General features: G+C 70.1%; 15 protein-coding genes and 1 pseudogene. 7 read left to right on the top strand and 9 right to left on the bottom strand.

The genetic code is table 11. The annotated features are described in order from the left end of the window. Nucleotides 1-4 precede the first annotated feature (4 nt). Nucleotides 5-415 carry a hypothetical protein gene (locus AB0N66_RS34365; protein WP_365442424.1) on the bottom strand — a complete coding sequence of 137 codons (411 nt, stop codon included), beginning with the start codon at nucleotides 413-415 and terminating at the stop codon, nucleotides 5-7. Nucleotides 416-771: 356 nt separating this feature from the next. Here AB0N66_RS34365 and AB0N66_RS34360 point away from each other — a divergent pair, with 356 nt between their 5' ends. Then, nucleotides 772-1149: a nuclear transport factor 2 family protein gene (locus AB0N66_RS34360; protein ID WP_365442422.1), complete on the top strand. Its 378-nt coding sequence runs from the start codon at nucleotides 772-774 to the stop codon at nucleotides 1147-1149. Here the strand turns inward: AB0N66_RS34360 and AB0N66_RS34355 are convergent. Then, on the bottom strand, nucleotides 1146-2099 hold the full coding sequence (locus AB0N66_RS34355; protein WP_365442420.1) for an AraC family transcriptional regulator: 954 nt from the start codon (nucleotides 2097-2099) through the stop codon (nucleotides 1146-1148). The genes AB0N66_RS34360 and AB0N66_RS34355 overlap by 4 nt on opposite strands. A gap of 99 nt (nucleotides 2100-2198) precedes the next feature. Between AB0N66_RS34355 and AB0N66_RS34350 the strand changes: the two genes are divergently transcribed. Continuing rightward, on the top strand, nucleotides 2199-3197 hold the full coding sequence (locus AB0N66_RS34350; RefSeq protein ID WP_365442418.1) for an oxidoreductase: 999 nt from the start codon (nucleotides 2199-2201) through the stop codon (nucleotides 3195-3197). On the opposite strand, the gene mgrA is transcribed toward AB0N66_RS34350, so the two are convergent. Beyond that, nucleotides 3178-4179: an L-glyceraldehyde 3-phosphate reductase gene (mgrA, locus tag AB0N66_RS34345; RefSeq protein WP_365442416.1), complete on the bottom strand. Its 1002-nt coding sequence runs from the start codon at nucleotides 4177-4179 to the stop codon at nucleotides 3178-3180. The two genes, AB0N66_RS34350 and mgrA, sit on opposite strands and share 20 nt — an antisense overlap. Nucleotides 4180-4327: 148 nt before the next feature. Here mgrA and AB0N66_RS34340 point away from each other — a divergent pair, with 148 nt between their 5' ends. Then, nucleotides 4328-5221 carry a LysR family transcriptional regulator gene (locus tag AB0N66_RS34340; RefSeq protein ID WP_365442414.1) on the top strand — a complete coding sequence of 298 codons (894 nt, stop codon included), beginning with the start codon at nucleotides 4328-4330 and terminating at the stop codon, nucleotides 5219-5221. A gap of 77 nt (nucleotides 5222-5298) precedes the next feature. Next, nucleotides 5299-5799, top strand: coding sequence for a DinB family protein (locus tag AB0N66_RS34335; RefSeq protein WP_365442412.1), 501 nt, complete (start codon nucleotides 5299-5301; stop codon nucleotides 5797-5799). Between the two features lie 177 nt (nucleotides 5800-5976). Here AB0N66_RS34335 and AB0N66_RS34330 read toward each other — a convergent pair whose 3' ends face one another. Both AB0N66_RS34330 and AB0N66_RS34325 read right to left on the bottom strand, forming a co-directional pair. Further along, nucleotides 5977-7047, bottom strand: coding sequence for an adenosine deaminase (locus tag AB0N66_RS34330; protein ID WP_365442410.1), 1071 nt, complete (start codon nucleotides 7045-7047; stop codon nucleotides 5977-5979). Between the two features lie 33 nt (nucleotides 7048-7080). Further along, nucleotides 7081-7491: a VOC family protein gene (locus AB0N66_RS34325; RefSeq protein ID WP_365442408.1), complete on the bottom strand. Its 411-nt coding sequence runs from the start codon at nucleotides 7489-7491 to the stop codon at nucleotides 7081-7083. 253 nt (nucleotides 7492-7744) lie between these two features. Between AB0N66_RS34325 and AB0N66_RS34320 the strand changes: the two genes are divergently transcribed. Together AB0N66_RS34320 and AB0N66_RS34315 are read left to right on the top strand one after the other, a co-directional pair. Further along, nucleotides 7745-8455 carry a dienelactone hydrolase family protein gene (locus tag AB0N66_RS34320; protein ID WP_365442406.1) on the top strand — a complete coding sequence of 237 codons (711 nt, stop codon included), beginning with the start codon at nucleotides 7745-7747 and terminating at the stop codon, nucleotides 8453-8455. A gap of 195 nt (nucleotides 8456-8650) precedes the next feature. Continuing rightward, nucleotides 8651-9601, top strand: coding sequence for an aminoglycoside phosphotransferase family protein (locus tag AB0N66_RS34315; protein ID WP_365442404.1), 951 nt, complete (start codon nucleotides 8651-8653; stop codon nucleotides 9599-9601). A gap of 53 nt (nucleotides 9602-9654) precedes the next feature. Here AB0N66_RS34315 and AB0N66_RS34310 read toward each other — a convergent pair whose 3' ends face one another. Beyond that, nucleotides 9655-10674, bottom strand: a complete 1020-nt coding sequence (locus AB0N66_RS34310) for an NAD-dependent epimerase/dehydratase family protein (protein ID WP_365442402.1) — start codon at nucleotides 10672-10674, stop codon at nucleotides 9655-9657. Further along, on the bottom strand, nucleotides 10671-11354 hold the full coding sequence (locus AB0N66_RS34305; RefSeq protein ID WP_365442400.1) for an NAD(P)H-binding protein: 684 nt from the start codon (nucleotides 11352-11354) through the stop codon (nucleotides 10671-10673). The genes AB0N66_RS34310 and AB0N66_RS34305 overlap by 4 nt, the downstream gene beginning before the upstream one ends. 122 nt (nucleotides 11355-11476) lie before the next feature. On the opposite strand from AB0N66_RS34305, the gene AB0N66_RS34300 reads away from it, so the two are divergent. Beyond that, nucleotides 11477-12079, top strand: a complete 603-nt coding sequence (locus AB0N66_RS34300; protein ID WP_365442398.1) for a TetR/AcrR family transcriptional regulator — start codon at nucleotides 11477-11479, stop codon at nucleotides 12077-12079. A 15-nt stretch (nucleotides 12080-12094) separates the two neighbouring features. Here AB0N66_RS34300 and AB0N66_RS34295 read toward each other — a convergent pair. Beyond that, nucleotides 12095-12999, bottom strand: a pseudogene (locus AB0N66_RS34295) (aldo/keto reductase). Nucleotides 13000-13084: 85 nt separating this feature from the next. Further along, on the bottom strand, nucleotides 13085-13209 hold a 125-nt coding region (locus AB0N66_RS34290; protein ID WP_365442579.1), incomplete at its 5' end, for a glycoside hydrolase family 19 protein.

Here is a 13209-nt window from a genome sequence, read left to right as displayed (position 1 = left end):
GCGGTCAGGCCGCCGAGCTGCCGAGTACGGCGGCGGTCCGCTGCATACGCCGCGCGTCCACGGACTCGGCCATCAGCTCGTACTCGGTGGTGTCGTCATTGGTGGCGACACGGACGAGCCTACCGGCGGCCAACTCGTCGGCAACCAGCTCCTGTTGCGTCGAGTCACCGCACCAGGCACGCAGGACGCTCGGCACGTCCGGGACGGTCGACCCCACGGGTGCGATGGAGTTCGGCGGGAAGGTCGGATCCTCGGGCTGCGGGTCGAGCCGCTCGGCCATCCACGCGGCACGGTCCCGCATCCACCACAGGGCGAGCGCCAGGGTGGGCGCGCGATAACTTCCCAGCGGCACGCCTACCCGCTGACCGCCGCATATTCCGTACGCGGTGACATAGCACAGGAATTCATCGTGCACGATCGCTCCCCCATCGCGTCGCTCGCTGCCGGTACTGCCTCACTTTCCCTGCGGCTCGTGTGCTGTGCTTGATGGCGCTGTTGTGCATGATGGCGAGGTGCGGGCTTGGCTGAATTGCCCTTGGATTCGAGTATCGCCACTCCTGACACTCTGTCACCATGTGATTCCAGCCAGTCTCCTGGCATATTCGATACCGGGTTTGGCCGAAATGCAGCGGGCCGCTTTTACCCCAGAGGTAATCGACGCTTCCGAGGGTCTCCGGGCATGGTTGCGTTATTGGATCCCAGCAGCGCGCAACCCACTGGAATCCGGTATCCGACCTGCACGAACCCCGAATTGATGGAGGCTGGCCAACCATGTCCGCAAGCAACGACCGTTATGAGAGTGCCGTCGCCCGCTACTTCGAGGCCTGGAACGCCGGTGAGCCGGACGCGCTCGCGAAGACGGTCGCCGCCGCGTGGGCCACGGACGGCGACTACACCGATCCGCTGGCCGAGGTCCGCGGCCACGAGCAGATCGCCGCCCTGATCGCCGCGGCACACGAGCAGTTCCCGGGCTTCGCCTTCCGCCTCACGGGCTCGGTCGACGGACACCACGACACCGCCCGCTTCGGCTGGGAGCTGGTCCACGAGGCGGACGGTTCGGCGCCCGTCGCCGGATTCGACGTGATCACCCTCGACGGCGAGGACCGTATACGGAGTGTGCACGGGTTCCTGGACCGCGTTCCCGCCTAGGTCCTCGCGGCGCTGACAGCTGTGGTCGTGACCACGGTCCGGGCCGCGTCCCGGTAGCGCTTCGGGGCCATTCCGGTCGTGCGCTTGAAGGCATTGCTGAACGCGCTCTCCGATGTGTAGCCGACCCGCTGAGCGAGCGCCGACAACGAGGCCTCACCGTCCCGCAGGGCACGCCTGGCCAGACTCATGCGCCAGTCGAGCAGGTAGGTCAGGGGCGGTACGCCGGCCACGGCACGGAAACGCTGGGCGAAGGTGGTCCGCGACATCGCGGCCGCCCTGGCGAGCTCCTCCAGTTGCCAGGGGCGGCCGGGCTCGGCGTGCATCAGACGCAGGGCGGGTGCGATGCGGTCGTCGGCGAGGGCCCTCAGCCGTCCGGCCGGAAGTGCGTCGGCGTCCGCGAGGTAGGCGCGCAGAACCTGGACGAACATCAGCTGGGCGAGCTGGTCCGACGCGAAGTCGGCCCCGGCACGGCCGGCGGTCAGCTCGTGGACGAGCTGGTCGAGCAGCCAGCCCAGCACGGGCGCCTCGTCCGCGGCGGCACGGACATGCAGCAGCGGCGGCAGGGCGTGCAGCAGCAACTCCTCGCCGTTTCTGCCCAGTTCGACATGTCCGCCCACGGAGACGACGTCCATGCCCGCACCGAACTGCACCATGGGTCCGGCCGCATCGGCGAAGAGTGTCGACGCGTCGGCCGGTTCCAGTGCCGGATCGCTGGAGACCACGAAGGGGCGGCTGCCGTCGAAGACGGCCACGTCTCCGGCCTCCAGCAGCACGGCCTGTGGCATGTCGTCGAGGGCCACCCAGAAGCTCCCCTTCACCACAGCCGTGATCTTGAGTCGGCCGGGCCGGGGAAAACGCAACGCCCAGCCGCCGCCGGCCGTGAATCCGCCGGAGATGACGCATCGGGCGTCCGTGAGGGCGAGGGTGTCGGAGAGGGGATCAGCAGGCATATCCGTACTATCGCGCAAGTAATGCGGACTCTCAAGCATTCAGCGTACGGATCTCCGGTCATACGGTGGCAGGACAGTCCACTGAAGGAGATCCGAGACATGACCACCGTCCAAGAGCCCCTCCACTCCGGGTTCGACGCCGCCTCCACCGCCGAGGACGTCATCAAGGGCATCGACCTGACCGGCAAGGTCGCCGTCGTCACCGGAGGCTATTCAGGCATCGGCCTGGAAACCGCGCGCGTACTGCGTTCCGCGGGCGCCGAGGTCGTCGTACCGGCGCGCGACACCGACAGGGCGCGGGCCGCGCTGAAGGGGGTCGACGGCGTCGAGGTCGAGTCGATGGATCTGCTCGATCCCGCCTCCATCGACGCCTTCGCGGAGCGTTTCCTCGCCTCCGGCCGACCGCTGCACATCCTCGTGAACAGCGCGGGCATCATGGCGCCTCCGCTGATGCGCGACGCCCGGGGTTACGAGGCACAGTTCGCCACCAACCACCTCGGCCACTTCCAGCTCGTCGCCCGACTGCGGCCCGCACTGCGCCGGGCGGGCGGAGCGCGCGTCGTCTCGGTGTCGTCCTGGGGGCACCGCTTCTCCCCCGTCGTGTTCGACGACCCGCACTTCGAGCGCCGCGAGTACGACCGCTGGGCCGCCTACGGCCAGTCCAAGACGGCCAACATCCTGTTCGCGCTCGGGCTGGACGCCCGCGGAAAGGCTGACGGAGTGCGGGCTTTCTCCCTGCACCCCGGAAGCATCGTCGACACGGGCCTCAAGAAGTACCTCGCGGAGGAGGACCTGAAGGCCGTCGGCGTACTCGACGACGACGGGCAGCCGATTCTGGACCCGGAGCGGCAGCTGAAGACGGTCGAGCAGGGAGCGGCCACCAGTGTGTGGTGCGCCACCAGCCCCCTGCTCGACTCCCTGGGCGGCCTCTACTGCGAGAACAGCGACGTCGCTCCCCCGATGTCGCTGGAGGAGGGACGCGACTGGACCCTCATGAACAGGTCCTGGAAGGCCGGCGTGCTGCCCTACGCCGTCGATCCCGAGGCGGCCGACCGGCTCTGGGAGCTCAGCGAGCGCCTCATCGACCGGACGGCTTGATGATCGCGTCGATCCGGGCCAGCTCCGCCGGGTCGAAGTCCAGGGCGCGGGTGGCCGTCACGCTGTCCTCCAGCTGCTGGGTGCTGCTCGCGCCGATGAGCGCCGAGGTCACCCGGCCGCCGCGCAGGACCCAGGCCAGCGCCAGCTGGGCCAGGGACTGGCCACGGGACTTGGCGATCTCGTCGAGGGCGCGCAACTGTCGTACGAGATCCTCGGTGACCGTGTCGGCGCTCAGGAACGGGCTGTCACTGGCGGCACGCGAGCCTTCCGGGATGCCGTCGAGGTAACGGCTGGTCAGCAGGCCCTGCTCCAACGGCGAGTAGGCGATGGAGCCGACCTTCAGCTCGTCCAGGGCGTCCAGCAGCCCCTCCTCCTCGGGCCGGCGGTCGAGCATCGAGTAGCGCGGCTGGTGGATGAGGAGCGGGGTGCCCAGCTCGCCGAGGATGCGGGCGGCCTCGCGGGTCTGCTCCGGCGAGTAGTTGGAGACGCCGACGTACAGCGCCTTGCCCTGCTGGACCGCGGAGTGCAGGGCGCCCATCGTCTCCTCGAGGGGAGTCTCCGGGTCGGGGCGGTGCGAGTAGAAGATGTCCACGTGGTCGAGGCCCATCCGGCCCAGGCTCTGGTCAAGGGAGGACAGCAGGTACTTGCGCGAACCCCATTCGCCGTACGGGCCCGGCCACATCAGGTAGCCGGCCTTGGTGGAGATGACCAGCTCGTCGCGGTAGGGCGTGAAGTCCGCCTTCAGGGCGGCGCCGAGGGCGGACTCGGCGGCGCCGGGCGGCGGGCCGTAGTTGTTCGCCAGGTCGAAGTGGGTGACGCCCAGATCGAAGGCGCGGCGCAGGATCGCGCGCTGGGTCTCCACCGGCCGGTCGGGGCCGAAGTTGTGCCACAGGCCGAGCGACAGCGCGGGAAGCTTCAGGCCGCTGCGTCCGGTGCGCCGGTAGGGCATGTCCGCGTAACGGTCGGTGTGTGCGGTGTACAACGCGTACTCCTGAGATGCCGGGAAAATCAGGTCTCCACTGTCGCGCGCGCCGGGGGCAGCGGTCCAACGGGAGAATCGGATGGCATTCAGCGCCGGCACTTCTCAATCGGCGAGGACGGTTCCCGCGCGGCGACTACCCTTGTCCCTCATGGAACTGCGCCACCTCCAGCATTTCGTCGCCGTCGCCGAGGACCAGCACTTCACCCGGGCGGCCGAGCGGCTCATGGTGTCGCAGTCGGGCCTGTCGTCCTCGATCCGCGCCCTGGAACGGGAGCTTCAGGCTCCGCTGTTCGTCCGTACCACCCGCCGGGTCACGCTCACGGAGGCCGGGCGCGCCCTGCTCGGCGAGGCCGAGCGGATTCTCGCCCAGGTCCGCTCGGCCCAGGACGCCGTGGCCGCGGTGCAGGGTGTGCTGCGCGGCACGCTCGCCCTCGGCACCGAGCAGTGCATCGCCGGGGTGCATGTGGCCACGCTTCTCGCCGCGTTCCGGCGGCGGCACCCCGACGTCGAGATCCGGCTGCGGCAGGCCGGGTCCTGGGCGCTGGCCGAGGATGTCGCCGCCGGGCGGCTCGACCTGGCCTTCGCCGTGCGGACCCAGGCTGACACCGACCAGCTGCGGTCGGTGCCGCTGACCAGCGAGCCGATGACCGTGCTCTGCCATCCGGAGCATCGCCTCGCGACCGCCGCGGTACTCACGCCCGAGGAGCTGGGCGGCGAGGACTTCGTCGACTTCCACCCCGACTGGGGACCGCGCCGCACCACGGACGCGGCGTTCGCCGCCGCGGGCGTCCAACGGACCGTGACACTGGAGGTGAACGACGTACACAGCCTCCTGGAGCTCGTCCACGAGGGCCTCGGAATCGCCGTCGTGCCACGGCACTTCGGCTTCAAGCGCGAGGCCGGCGATCTCACCGCCCTCCCCTTCAAGGGCGTGTCCGAGGCGTCGTACGAGACGGTCGCGATGCTCCCGCCGGCGGACGCCACCAGTCCGGCGGCGCGGGCGCTGATGGTCCTGCTGGACGCCCCGGAGCAGCGGGCCTGACGACCCTTGGCGGTGGCACGCCTGATGACCCTCGGGGGTGGCGCGCGCCGGGGACCGCGATGCGCGATGGTGGACGCATGCATGCAAAGGACGTCCTCATCGACGCGTACAGCCGCATCCAGGAAGAGGTCCATGCCGCGGTCGACGGACTGCCCCCGGACCGCCTCAACACCCCTCCTGCCGTCGGCGCCAACTCCATCTCCTGGCTGATCTGGCATCTCACCCGCGTCCAGGACGACCATGTCGCCGACGCAGCCGAGTTCGAACAGGTCTGGCTCTCGCAGGGCTGGGCCGACCGCTTCGCGCTGGGTCTGCCCCATCGGGACACCGGGTACGGGCACACGCTCAAGCAGGTCGCCCAGGTCCGGGTGGACTCGGGCGACCTGCTGCTGGGTTACTACGACGCCGTGCATGAACAGACGCTGGGGTTCATCCGTGGACTGGCCGCCAAGGACCTGGAGCGCGTCGTGGACGAGCACTGGGACCCGCCGGTCACCCTGAGCGTGCGCCTGGTGAGCGTCCTTTCCGACGATCTTCAGCATGTCGGCCAGGCGGCATACGTACGCGGGCTCACCTAGGGGGTGTCGTTCGGATCACCTCGGATCAGGCCGCGGCGCATGGTGCGGTGCATCGCAAGGCGGAGCATGACCCGCGTACTGGGCGTACTCGGGTGATGCGACAACGCGGTGAGGTGCGGTGCCAGGCGTCGCGGACCCGGGGTGATCCAAACGACACCCCCTAGAGCCGGAGGGACTCTAAAGCGCGGCCTCGTAGCCGGGCAGCACCACGTCGCGGATGAGGGCGTTGCGCTCGTCGTAGGGCAGGAACGCGCTCTTGACCGTGTTCACGGTTACCGTGCGGAGATCCTCGACGGTCCAGCCCGCCTCCTCGACCAGGAGCGACATCTCACGGGTCATCGTGGTGCCCGAGACCAGACGGTTGTCGGTGTTGAGGGTGACCCGGAAACCGAGGTCGCGCAGGGCGGAGATGGGGTGCTCGGCGATGGAGGTCGCCGCGCCGGTCTGGAGGTTGGACGTCGGGCACATCTCCAGGGCGATACGGCGGTCGCGGACCCAGCCCGCGAGACGGCCGAGCTTGCCTTCGACGATGTCCTCGGTGATGCGGACGCCATGGCCGATGCGCTGGGCGCCGCAGACCTGGAGGGCCTGGTGGATGCTGGGCAGACCGTGCGCCTCACCGGCGTGGATGGTGAACGGGACGTTCTCGCGGCGCAGGTGCTCGAAGGCGGCCAGGTGGTCGGCGGGCGGGAAGCCGTCCTCGGCGCCGGCGATGTCGAAGCCGACGACGCCACCGTCCCGGAAGGCCACCGCGAGGTCCGCGATCTCACGGGTGCGGTCGAACATCCGCATCCCGCACAGCAGCGTGCCGACGCGCACCGGGGTGCCCGCGGCGGCCGCCTTGGCCATGCCCGCCGCCAGGCCCTCCTGCACGGTCTCGACGACCTCGGGCAGGTTGAGCCCACCGTTCAGCATCAGCTCGGGCGCGTACCGGACCTCGCCGTAGACGACGCCGTCGGCGGCCAGGTCGAGGACGTACTCCTCGGCGGTACGCAGCAGGCCCTCGCGGCTCTGCATCACGGCGAGGGTGTGCTCGAAGGTGGCTATGTAGCGGACCAGGTCGCCGGAGTTGGCGGCCTCGTAGTACCAGGCGGCAAGGGCGTCCGGGTCGGTGGTGGGCAGGGTGTGGCCGACCGACTCGGCGAGCTCCACGAGGGTGGCGGGGCGCAGGCCGCCGTCGAGGTGGTCGTGCAGGACGGCCTTGGGGAGCCGGCGGATGGTGTCGATGTCGATGCGGGGCGCGGTCATGCGTGTGTTTCCTCGGCAGGTTGGTTCGATGGCTTATGCGGTGGGTGCCGGCTGGAGCAGGTCCCAGCGGTTTCCGTACAGGTCCTGGAAGACGACGACCGAGCCGTACGGTTCGTGGCGCGGCTCCTCCAGGAAGGTCACGCCCGCGGCGCGCATCCGCGCGTAGTCGCGGGCGAAGTCGTCGGTGTGCAGGAAGAAGCCCACGCGCCCGCCGGTCTGGTCACCGACCCGCGCGCGCTGTGCCTCGTCCTTGGCGCGGCCCAGCACAAGGCCGGTGCCCTGGCCTGCGCCCTGCCCTTCCGTGCCCGGCTCGACGACGACCCAGCGGGAACCGTCCGGCCGCGGCGCGTCCTCGACCAGCCGGAATCCGAGTGCTTCGGTGTAGAAGCGGATCGCCTCGTCGTAGTCGTCGACGACGAGAGTGACCAGGGCGACGCGTCTCATCAGGGTCCCTCCGCGGACTCCGGGGTTATACGTAACACGTAGCGTACGGCATCCCGCTGCCGACTCCGCCGCTGAAGCCGGAGGAGTGCGTGATGAACGCGGGCCAAAGCCATGACCGCCCTCCTCGTCAACGCCGGGTCAAGCCGTACGAGCCGGGAGGAAGCACCACGGGCACCCGTGGCATGGTGGAGATCGACTGGGGGCCGGTCCCGCCGTGCCCCACTTGACGCTGCCCCCACAGGAGTTGAGTGCCATGTCCGAGCTGCCGAAGTCGACCGGAGCCCCCGCCCATCAGAACGTGACGTTCTCCAGCGCCGGGACCACCGCGCACGGCTATCTGGCGCTGCCGCCCTCCGGGCAGGGGCCTGGTGTCATCGTCATCCAGGAGTGGTGGGGCCTCACCGATCACATCGCGAACGTCACCGACCGGCTGGCGGCGGAGGGATTCGTGGCTCTCGCACCGGACCTGTACGGCGGCAATGTCGCCCACGAGCGCGACGAAGCGCTGCGGATGGTGAAGGAGCTGCCGGTGTCGCACGGCGTCGAGCTGCTCTCCGGCGCGGTCGACCACCTTCTCGGGATGCCCGAGGTCACCTCCGCCACGGTGGGCTCGGTCGGCTTCTGCATGGGCGGCGGCTTCGTCCTCCGCCTCGCCTCGGTGGACCAGCGCGTCAGTGCGGCGGTGCCGTTCTACGGCGGGATCCCGGCCGATGAGAGCGACTTCTCCGGCCTCAAGGCACAGATCCAGGGCCACTACGGCGAACTCGACGCGAGCATCCCGAAGGAGGGCCTGGAGCAGATGACCGAGGCGATCCAGCGGCAGTCCGGCATCACCCCGGACATCCGCCTGTACCCCGCCCAGCACGCCTTCTTCAACGACGGACGCCCGAGCGTGTACGACCCCAAGTCGGCCGCACAGGCGTGGCAGAGCACGGTGGCCTTCCTGCACGAGCAGCTGGGCTGAGCCTCCAGGCCCCTGCTTCCGGAGCTGGGCGCTGCCGATTCACGCGTGTGGTGCCGGCCCCGATTCCGCTGGGGACGGCGTGATCGGTCTCGATACACCGGCGGTATGCGTAGGCACCTGCCCGGCAGCCGGGCACCGCCTGAACTCCTTCGTGTCATTGCGCCGCATCCGGAGCCCACGAAGGAGATAGCGAACATGAACGCGTCGTTTTCCGTCGACGTCCCCGATGCGCTTGTCGCGTCGTACGGCAAGCCCGACGATGCGCCCGGGCGCGCGTGGCTGGCCGCGTTGTCCGGGTTGGTCGCGGACTTCCTGGACCGTTGGGAGCTGCGGCCGGACGGTCCTGCCGGGCACGGCATGGCCTCGCTCGTACTGCCGGTGATCCGCGCGGACGGCATGGCCTCCGTGCTCAAGCTCCAGCCGGCCGGTGAGGAGAACGCCGGGGTGGCCACCGGTCTGCGGGCGTGGAACGGCAACGGCGCGGTACGCCTGCTCGACCACGACCCGGACAGCAGCACCCAGCTGCTGGAACGGCTGGACGCGACGCGCCCGCTGTCGGCGGTGGCCGACGACACCACCGCCATGCAGATCCTGGCCGAGTTGCTGGCACGTCTTGTCGCGGTGCCCGCGCCCAAGGGCCTGCGGCACCTGGCCGACATCGCCACCGCGATGCTCGACCAGGTGCCACGCGCGGTGCCGCATCTGCGGAACCCGGACGAGCAACGGCTCGTGCGTACCTGCGCGTCCGCCGTGGCCGAGCTGATCGACGAGCCCGGCGACCGCCTGCTGCACTGGGACCTGCACTACGACAACATCCTCGCCGGGCAGCGCGAACCATGGTTGGCCATCGATCCCGAACCGCTCGCAGGCGACCCCGGTTTCGACCTGCTCCCCGGGGTGGACAACCGGTGGAGCGAGGTAGTGGCCACCGGAGACGTGCCCCGCGCGGTGCTCCGCCGCTTCGACGTGCTGACCGAGGTGCTCGCCCTGGACCGGCGGCGGGCGACCGGCTGGACACTCGGCCGGGTGCTGCAGAACGCGTTGTGGGACATCGAGGACGGCGAAAACGCGCTGGAGCCCGCCCAGGTCGCCATCGCCACGACACTGCTGCGCCGCCATGTACTCCCGTCCGCTGATTACCGATGATCGTCAACAGACAGCGACCATCGGGAGGCGTCGCTCGCCACGGCTGGGGCCGACTACGTCACCTGGTGGGCGGAAAGGCTCCGCGCGCAGTCGGTGATGGTCTCGGCGGCTGGGCGCGGCTGCCACGCCAGCGTCTGCCGCGCCTTGTCGGCGGAATGCAGATGCCTGCGTCCCAGGTAGGGCGCGACCGCGCGAACTCCCGGGTCGAAGCGCGCCAGGAGGCGGACCACGAAGTCGGGGAGTTTCCGCGTGGGCACCTTCCCCGCCGCGTCGCCGAGCGCGGCGCGCAGCACCTGTGCGATGTCGGCCATCCAGAGGAACTCCCCGGCAGCGATGAAACGCTGCCCCGCCGCTGCCGGTGAGGTCATGGCGCGTACGTGGAGGTCGGCGAGGTCACGGACGTCGACGACCTCGAAACCGATCCGAGGTGTCCCGGGCAACTGACCGCTCAGCAGCCGCTCGATCACCTGCACCGAGCCCCGGTTCGCCGCGTCGAGCAGCGGTCCGAAGACCGCTCCCGGCAGAACCGTGGCCAGCGTGGTCGGTCCCTCGTGGTCCCGCATGTACTGCCAGGCGGCCTGTTCCGCGACGGCTTTCGACTTCCGGTACGCGGTCAGGGTCGGGTCGTCGGTGTCGGTCCAGCGGGTTTCGTCGCTGACGCTGTCCGGAGCGGCCAGGGGCGGGGTCGCGGCGGCGCACGCGGACGTCATGACCACGCGCCGCACCCCCGCGTCCGTCGCGGCGCGCAGTACACGCAGGGCCCCGTCCCGGGCCGGAGCCATCAAGGCGTCCGGGTCCTTCGGCGCGTCCGCGCCCAGCGGCGAGGCCACATGCAGGACGTACTCGCAGCCCGCGACCGCCTCGGCCCAGCCCTTGTCCGACGTCAGATCCGCGACGGCGAAACCCAGGCGGCCCGCCGGGTCAACCTCGGTGGAGACGGCTGCCAGTACGGCTGCCTCACGGGACGGACCGCGCACCGTGGTGCGCACCTCGTATCCCTGTCGGAGCAGTTCGACGATGCACCAGCCGGCGACGAATCCGGTGCCGCCGGTCACCAGAACGGTTCCGGTCATGACTTCCCCTCCGCGAGGGGCAGGGCACCGAGGTCGTTGATCTCCGTGCTGGCGAGAACGCGCGGTCCTCGCCCCTTCAGTCGTGTCACCCCGAGCATGGCGCGCCCCAGCGTGTCGGTCGTGGTCGTGTGCTTCGGGAAGATGCGGCGCAGCAAGGGGTAGAGCCAGGAGGTGGCGGCGTACATCAGCCGGTAGGAGCGGGTCCCGGGGCGGGCGCCCTGGCGGGGCCGGATGTAGGCAGGCCGGAAGATGTACGCGTGGAACGGCAGGGCCAGCAGTGCGTCCTCGGTGCGGCCCTTGACCCGCGCCCACATCGTGGTGCTCGCGCTGTCCGAGCCGGCTCCGGAGACATAGACGAAGGTCAGCTCGTCGTTCAGCGGCAGCAGTGCGTGGGCCGCCGCGAGGGCGTAGTCGTGGGTGACGCGTGTGTACTCCGCCTCGGTGAGCCCGGCCGAAGGGGCGCCCAGGCAGAAAAAGCAGGCGTCTGTGCCGTCGAAGGAGGTGGCCACGTCGGTGAGGTCGGTGAAGTCCGCGGGGACGACCTCGTGAAGCTTGGGGTGCTGGACGGCGAGCGGGCGCCGGACGACCGCGATGACGCTCTCGACACCGGCGTCGTCCAGGCATGCCCGCAGAACCCCGTGCCCGATCATGCCGCTCGCTCCGAAGAGCACGACCTTCATGTGCCTACCGCCTCCGCCACGTATGCTCAGGATTACCGGAGAGGTCTCCGGATCGCTTTTCGACAGTAACGGAGAGGTCTCCGGTACGCAAGCGATGTCTGGCGGAAGGACGGAGCGGCGGCATGGCCGAGCAGCGGAACGAGCCCGTGCGGGCGGATGCGCGACAGAACCGCGCCCGCATCATCGAGGTCGCACGCGACGCGTTCACGGCCGCCCCCGACGCCTCGCTCAACTCCATCGCCAAGAAGGCGGGCGTCGGCCCGGGGACTCTCTACCGGCACTTCCCCACCCGCGAGGCACTGATTCTGGCGGTCTACCGCCACGAGGTCGAGCAACTCGCCGCGTACGCCCCGGAGTTGCTGGAGGACCACCCGCCACTGGAGGCGCTGCGCCTGTGGTTCGACCGGCTCGCGTACTACGGGCGGGTCAAGCACGGCGTGTCGGACATCCTGCACTCCCTCACCGACGACGGCCTCGCGGGTGAGATCTACGGAGCCGTCATCGGCGCGGTCACCCTGTTGCTGCGCGCCTGCGAGAAGGACGGCAGCATCCGCCCCGGCGTCGACCCCGACGACGTACTGCTGATGCTGGGATTCCTGTGGCGGACCGGCCCCGGCGAGGAGGGGGAGGCGCGTGTGGCCCGCCTCCTCGACCTGGTCATCGACGGCTTGCGGCTCGGCGCACCTGGCACTCCTGTGGCGGGTCCCCGAGAAACCCGCTCCTGAGAACCGGCTTCGCTCTCATTCCCCTCGCGTGTGGCGCGCGTCGAGGCGGGAGGTTTCGTCGTCGGTGAGCCGGAGCGCGCCCGCGGCCACGTTCTCCGCGAGGTGGTCCGGGTTGCCGGTGCCGGGGATGGCGAGCACGTGCGGGCCCTGCCGCAGTGTCCAGGCGAGCCGGACCTGTGCCGGGGTCACACCGTGCGCACGCGCGACGGCGAGCACTTCGCCGTCGTCGGCGCCGCTCGCGCCCTGTGCGCCGCCCTTGCCCGCGATCGCGAAGAAGGGCACGAACGCGATGCCCTGTTCGCCGCAGACTCGCAGAAGGGCATCGGTCTCGGGGTCCGCGAAGTCGAGGCCGTACTTGTTCTGCACGCTCACCACCGGTGCGATGGCCTGCGCTTCGGCGAGGTGCCCGGATTCGACGTCGGAGATGGCGAGGTGCCGGATCAGGCCCGCGTCGCGCAGCTCGGCCAGCGCCCCGAAGTGCTCGGCGATGGAGTCCTGCCGCATCCGGCGGAGGTACCCAAGTCGAGATGGTCGCGGCCGAGCTGCCGCAGGTTCTCCTCGACCTGGCCGCGCAGTTGGTCCGGCCTGGCGGCGGTGCCCCACTCCCCCGAGTACTCGCGGTGCGGCCCGACCTTCGTGGCGATGACCAGGTCGTCCGGGTACGGGGCGAGCGCGCTGTTGATCAGTTCGTTCGCGGAGCGCAGCGACGAGAAGTAGAAGGCTGCGGTGTCGATGTGATTGACGCCCAGCTCGATCGCGCGCCGTAGCACAGCGATCGAGCGTGCGCGGTCGCTCGGCGTGCCCAGATGAAAGGCCGCACTGCCCGTCAGCCGCATCGCGCCGAGTCCGATGCGGTTGACGGGCAGATCTCCGAGTTTCCAGGTGCCCGCGGCTGCCGTGGTGATCTTCGCTGAGGTCATCGCGGCAGCTTCGCACAGGATCTACGGACAGGTGTACGTGTTCAGGTTGCCGTTCGTGGGTTCGCTGCCGCCGACCTGGCCGACGTCAGCAGTAGAGGTTGGCGCCGGCGGTGGTGCCGAGGATGCCGACGAAGCGGTTGTAGGCGTCGACGCGGCTCTGGACCTGCGCGGGGTTCTTCCCGTCGCATTCCAGGGAGCCGTTGATGCTGC

This window comes from Streptomyces sp. NPDC093544, assembly GCF_040683495.1.
GTDB lineage: Bacteria > Actinomycetota > Actinomycetes > Streptomycetales > Streptomycetaceae > Streptomyces.
The sequence above is the reverse complement of the archived record's forward strand: the minus strand, read 5'-3'. Positions and strand labels throughout refer to the sequence as shown.

Bases quoted from the DNA above. Each gene is read 5' to 3' on its own strand.
- AB0N66_RS34310 (WP_365442402.1), bottom strand. From the start codon at position 10,674: ATGACCGGAACCGTTCTGGTGACCGGCGGCACCGGATTCGTCGCCGGC.
- AB0N66_RS34300 (WP_365442398.1), top strand. From the start codon at position 11,477: ATGGCCGAGCAGCGGAACGAGCCCGTGCGGGCGGATGCGCGACAGAAC.
- AB0N66_RS34350 (WP_365442418.1), top strand. From the start codon at position 2,199: ATGACCACCGTCCAAGAGCCCCTCCACTCCGGGTTCGACGCCGCCTCC.
- AB0N66_RS34360 (WP_365442422.1), top strand. From the start codon at position 772: ATGTCCGCAAGCAACGACCGTTATGAGAGTGCCGTCGCCCGCTACTTC.
- AB0N66_RS34315 (WP_365442404.1), top strand. From the start codon at position 8,651: ATGAACGCGTCGTTTTCCGTCGACGTCCCCGATGCGCTTGTCGCGTCG.
- AB0N66_RS34305 (WP_365442400.1), bottom strand. From the start codon at position 11,354: ATGAAGGTCGTGCTCTTCGGAGCGAGCGGCATGATCGGGCACGGGGTT.
- AB0N66_RS34330 (WP_365442410.1), bottom strand. From the start codon at position 7,047: ATGACCGCGCCCCGCATCGACATCGACACCATCCGCCGGCTCCCCAAG.
- AB0N66_RS34355 (WP_365442420.1), bottom strand. From the start codon at position 2,099: ATGCCTGCTGATCCCCTCTCCGACACCCTCGCCCTCACGGACGCCCGA.
- AB0N66_RS34325 (WP_365442408.1), bottom strand. From the start codon at position 7,491: ATGAGACGCGTCGCCCTGGTCACTCTCGTCGTCGACGACTACGACGAG.
- AB0N66_RS34340 (WP_365442414.1), top strand. From the start codon at position 4,328: ATGGAACTGCGCCACCTCCAGCATTTCGTCGCCGTCGCCGAGGACCAG.
- AB0N66_RS34335 (WP_365442412.1), top strand. From the start codon at position 5,299: ATGCATGCAAAGGACGTCCTCATCGACGCGTACAGCCGCATCCAGGAA.
- AB0N66_RS34320 (WP_365442406.1), top strand. From the start codon at position 7,745: ATGTCCGAGCTGCCGAAGTCGACCGGAGCCCCCGCCCATCAGAACGTG.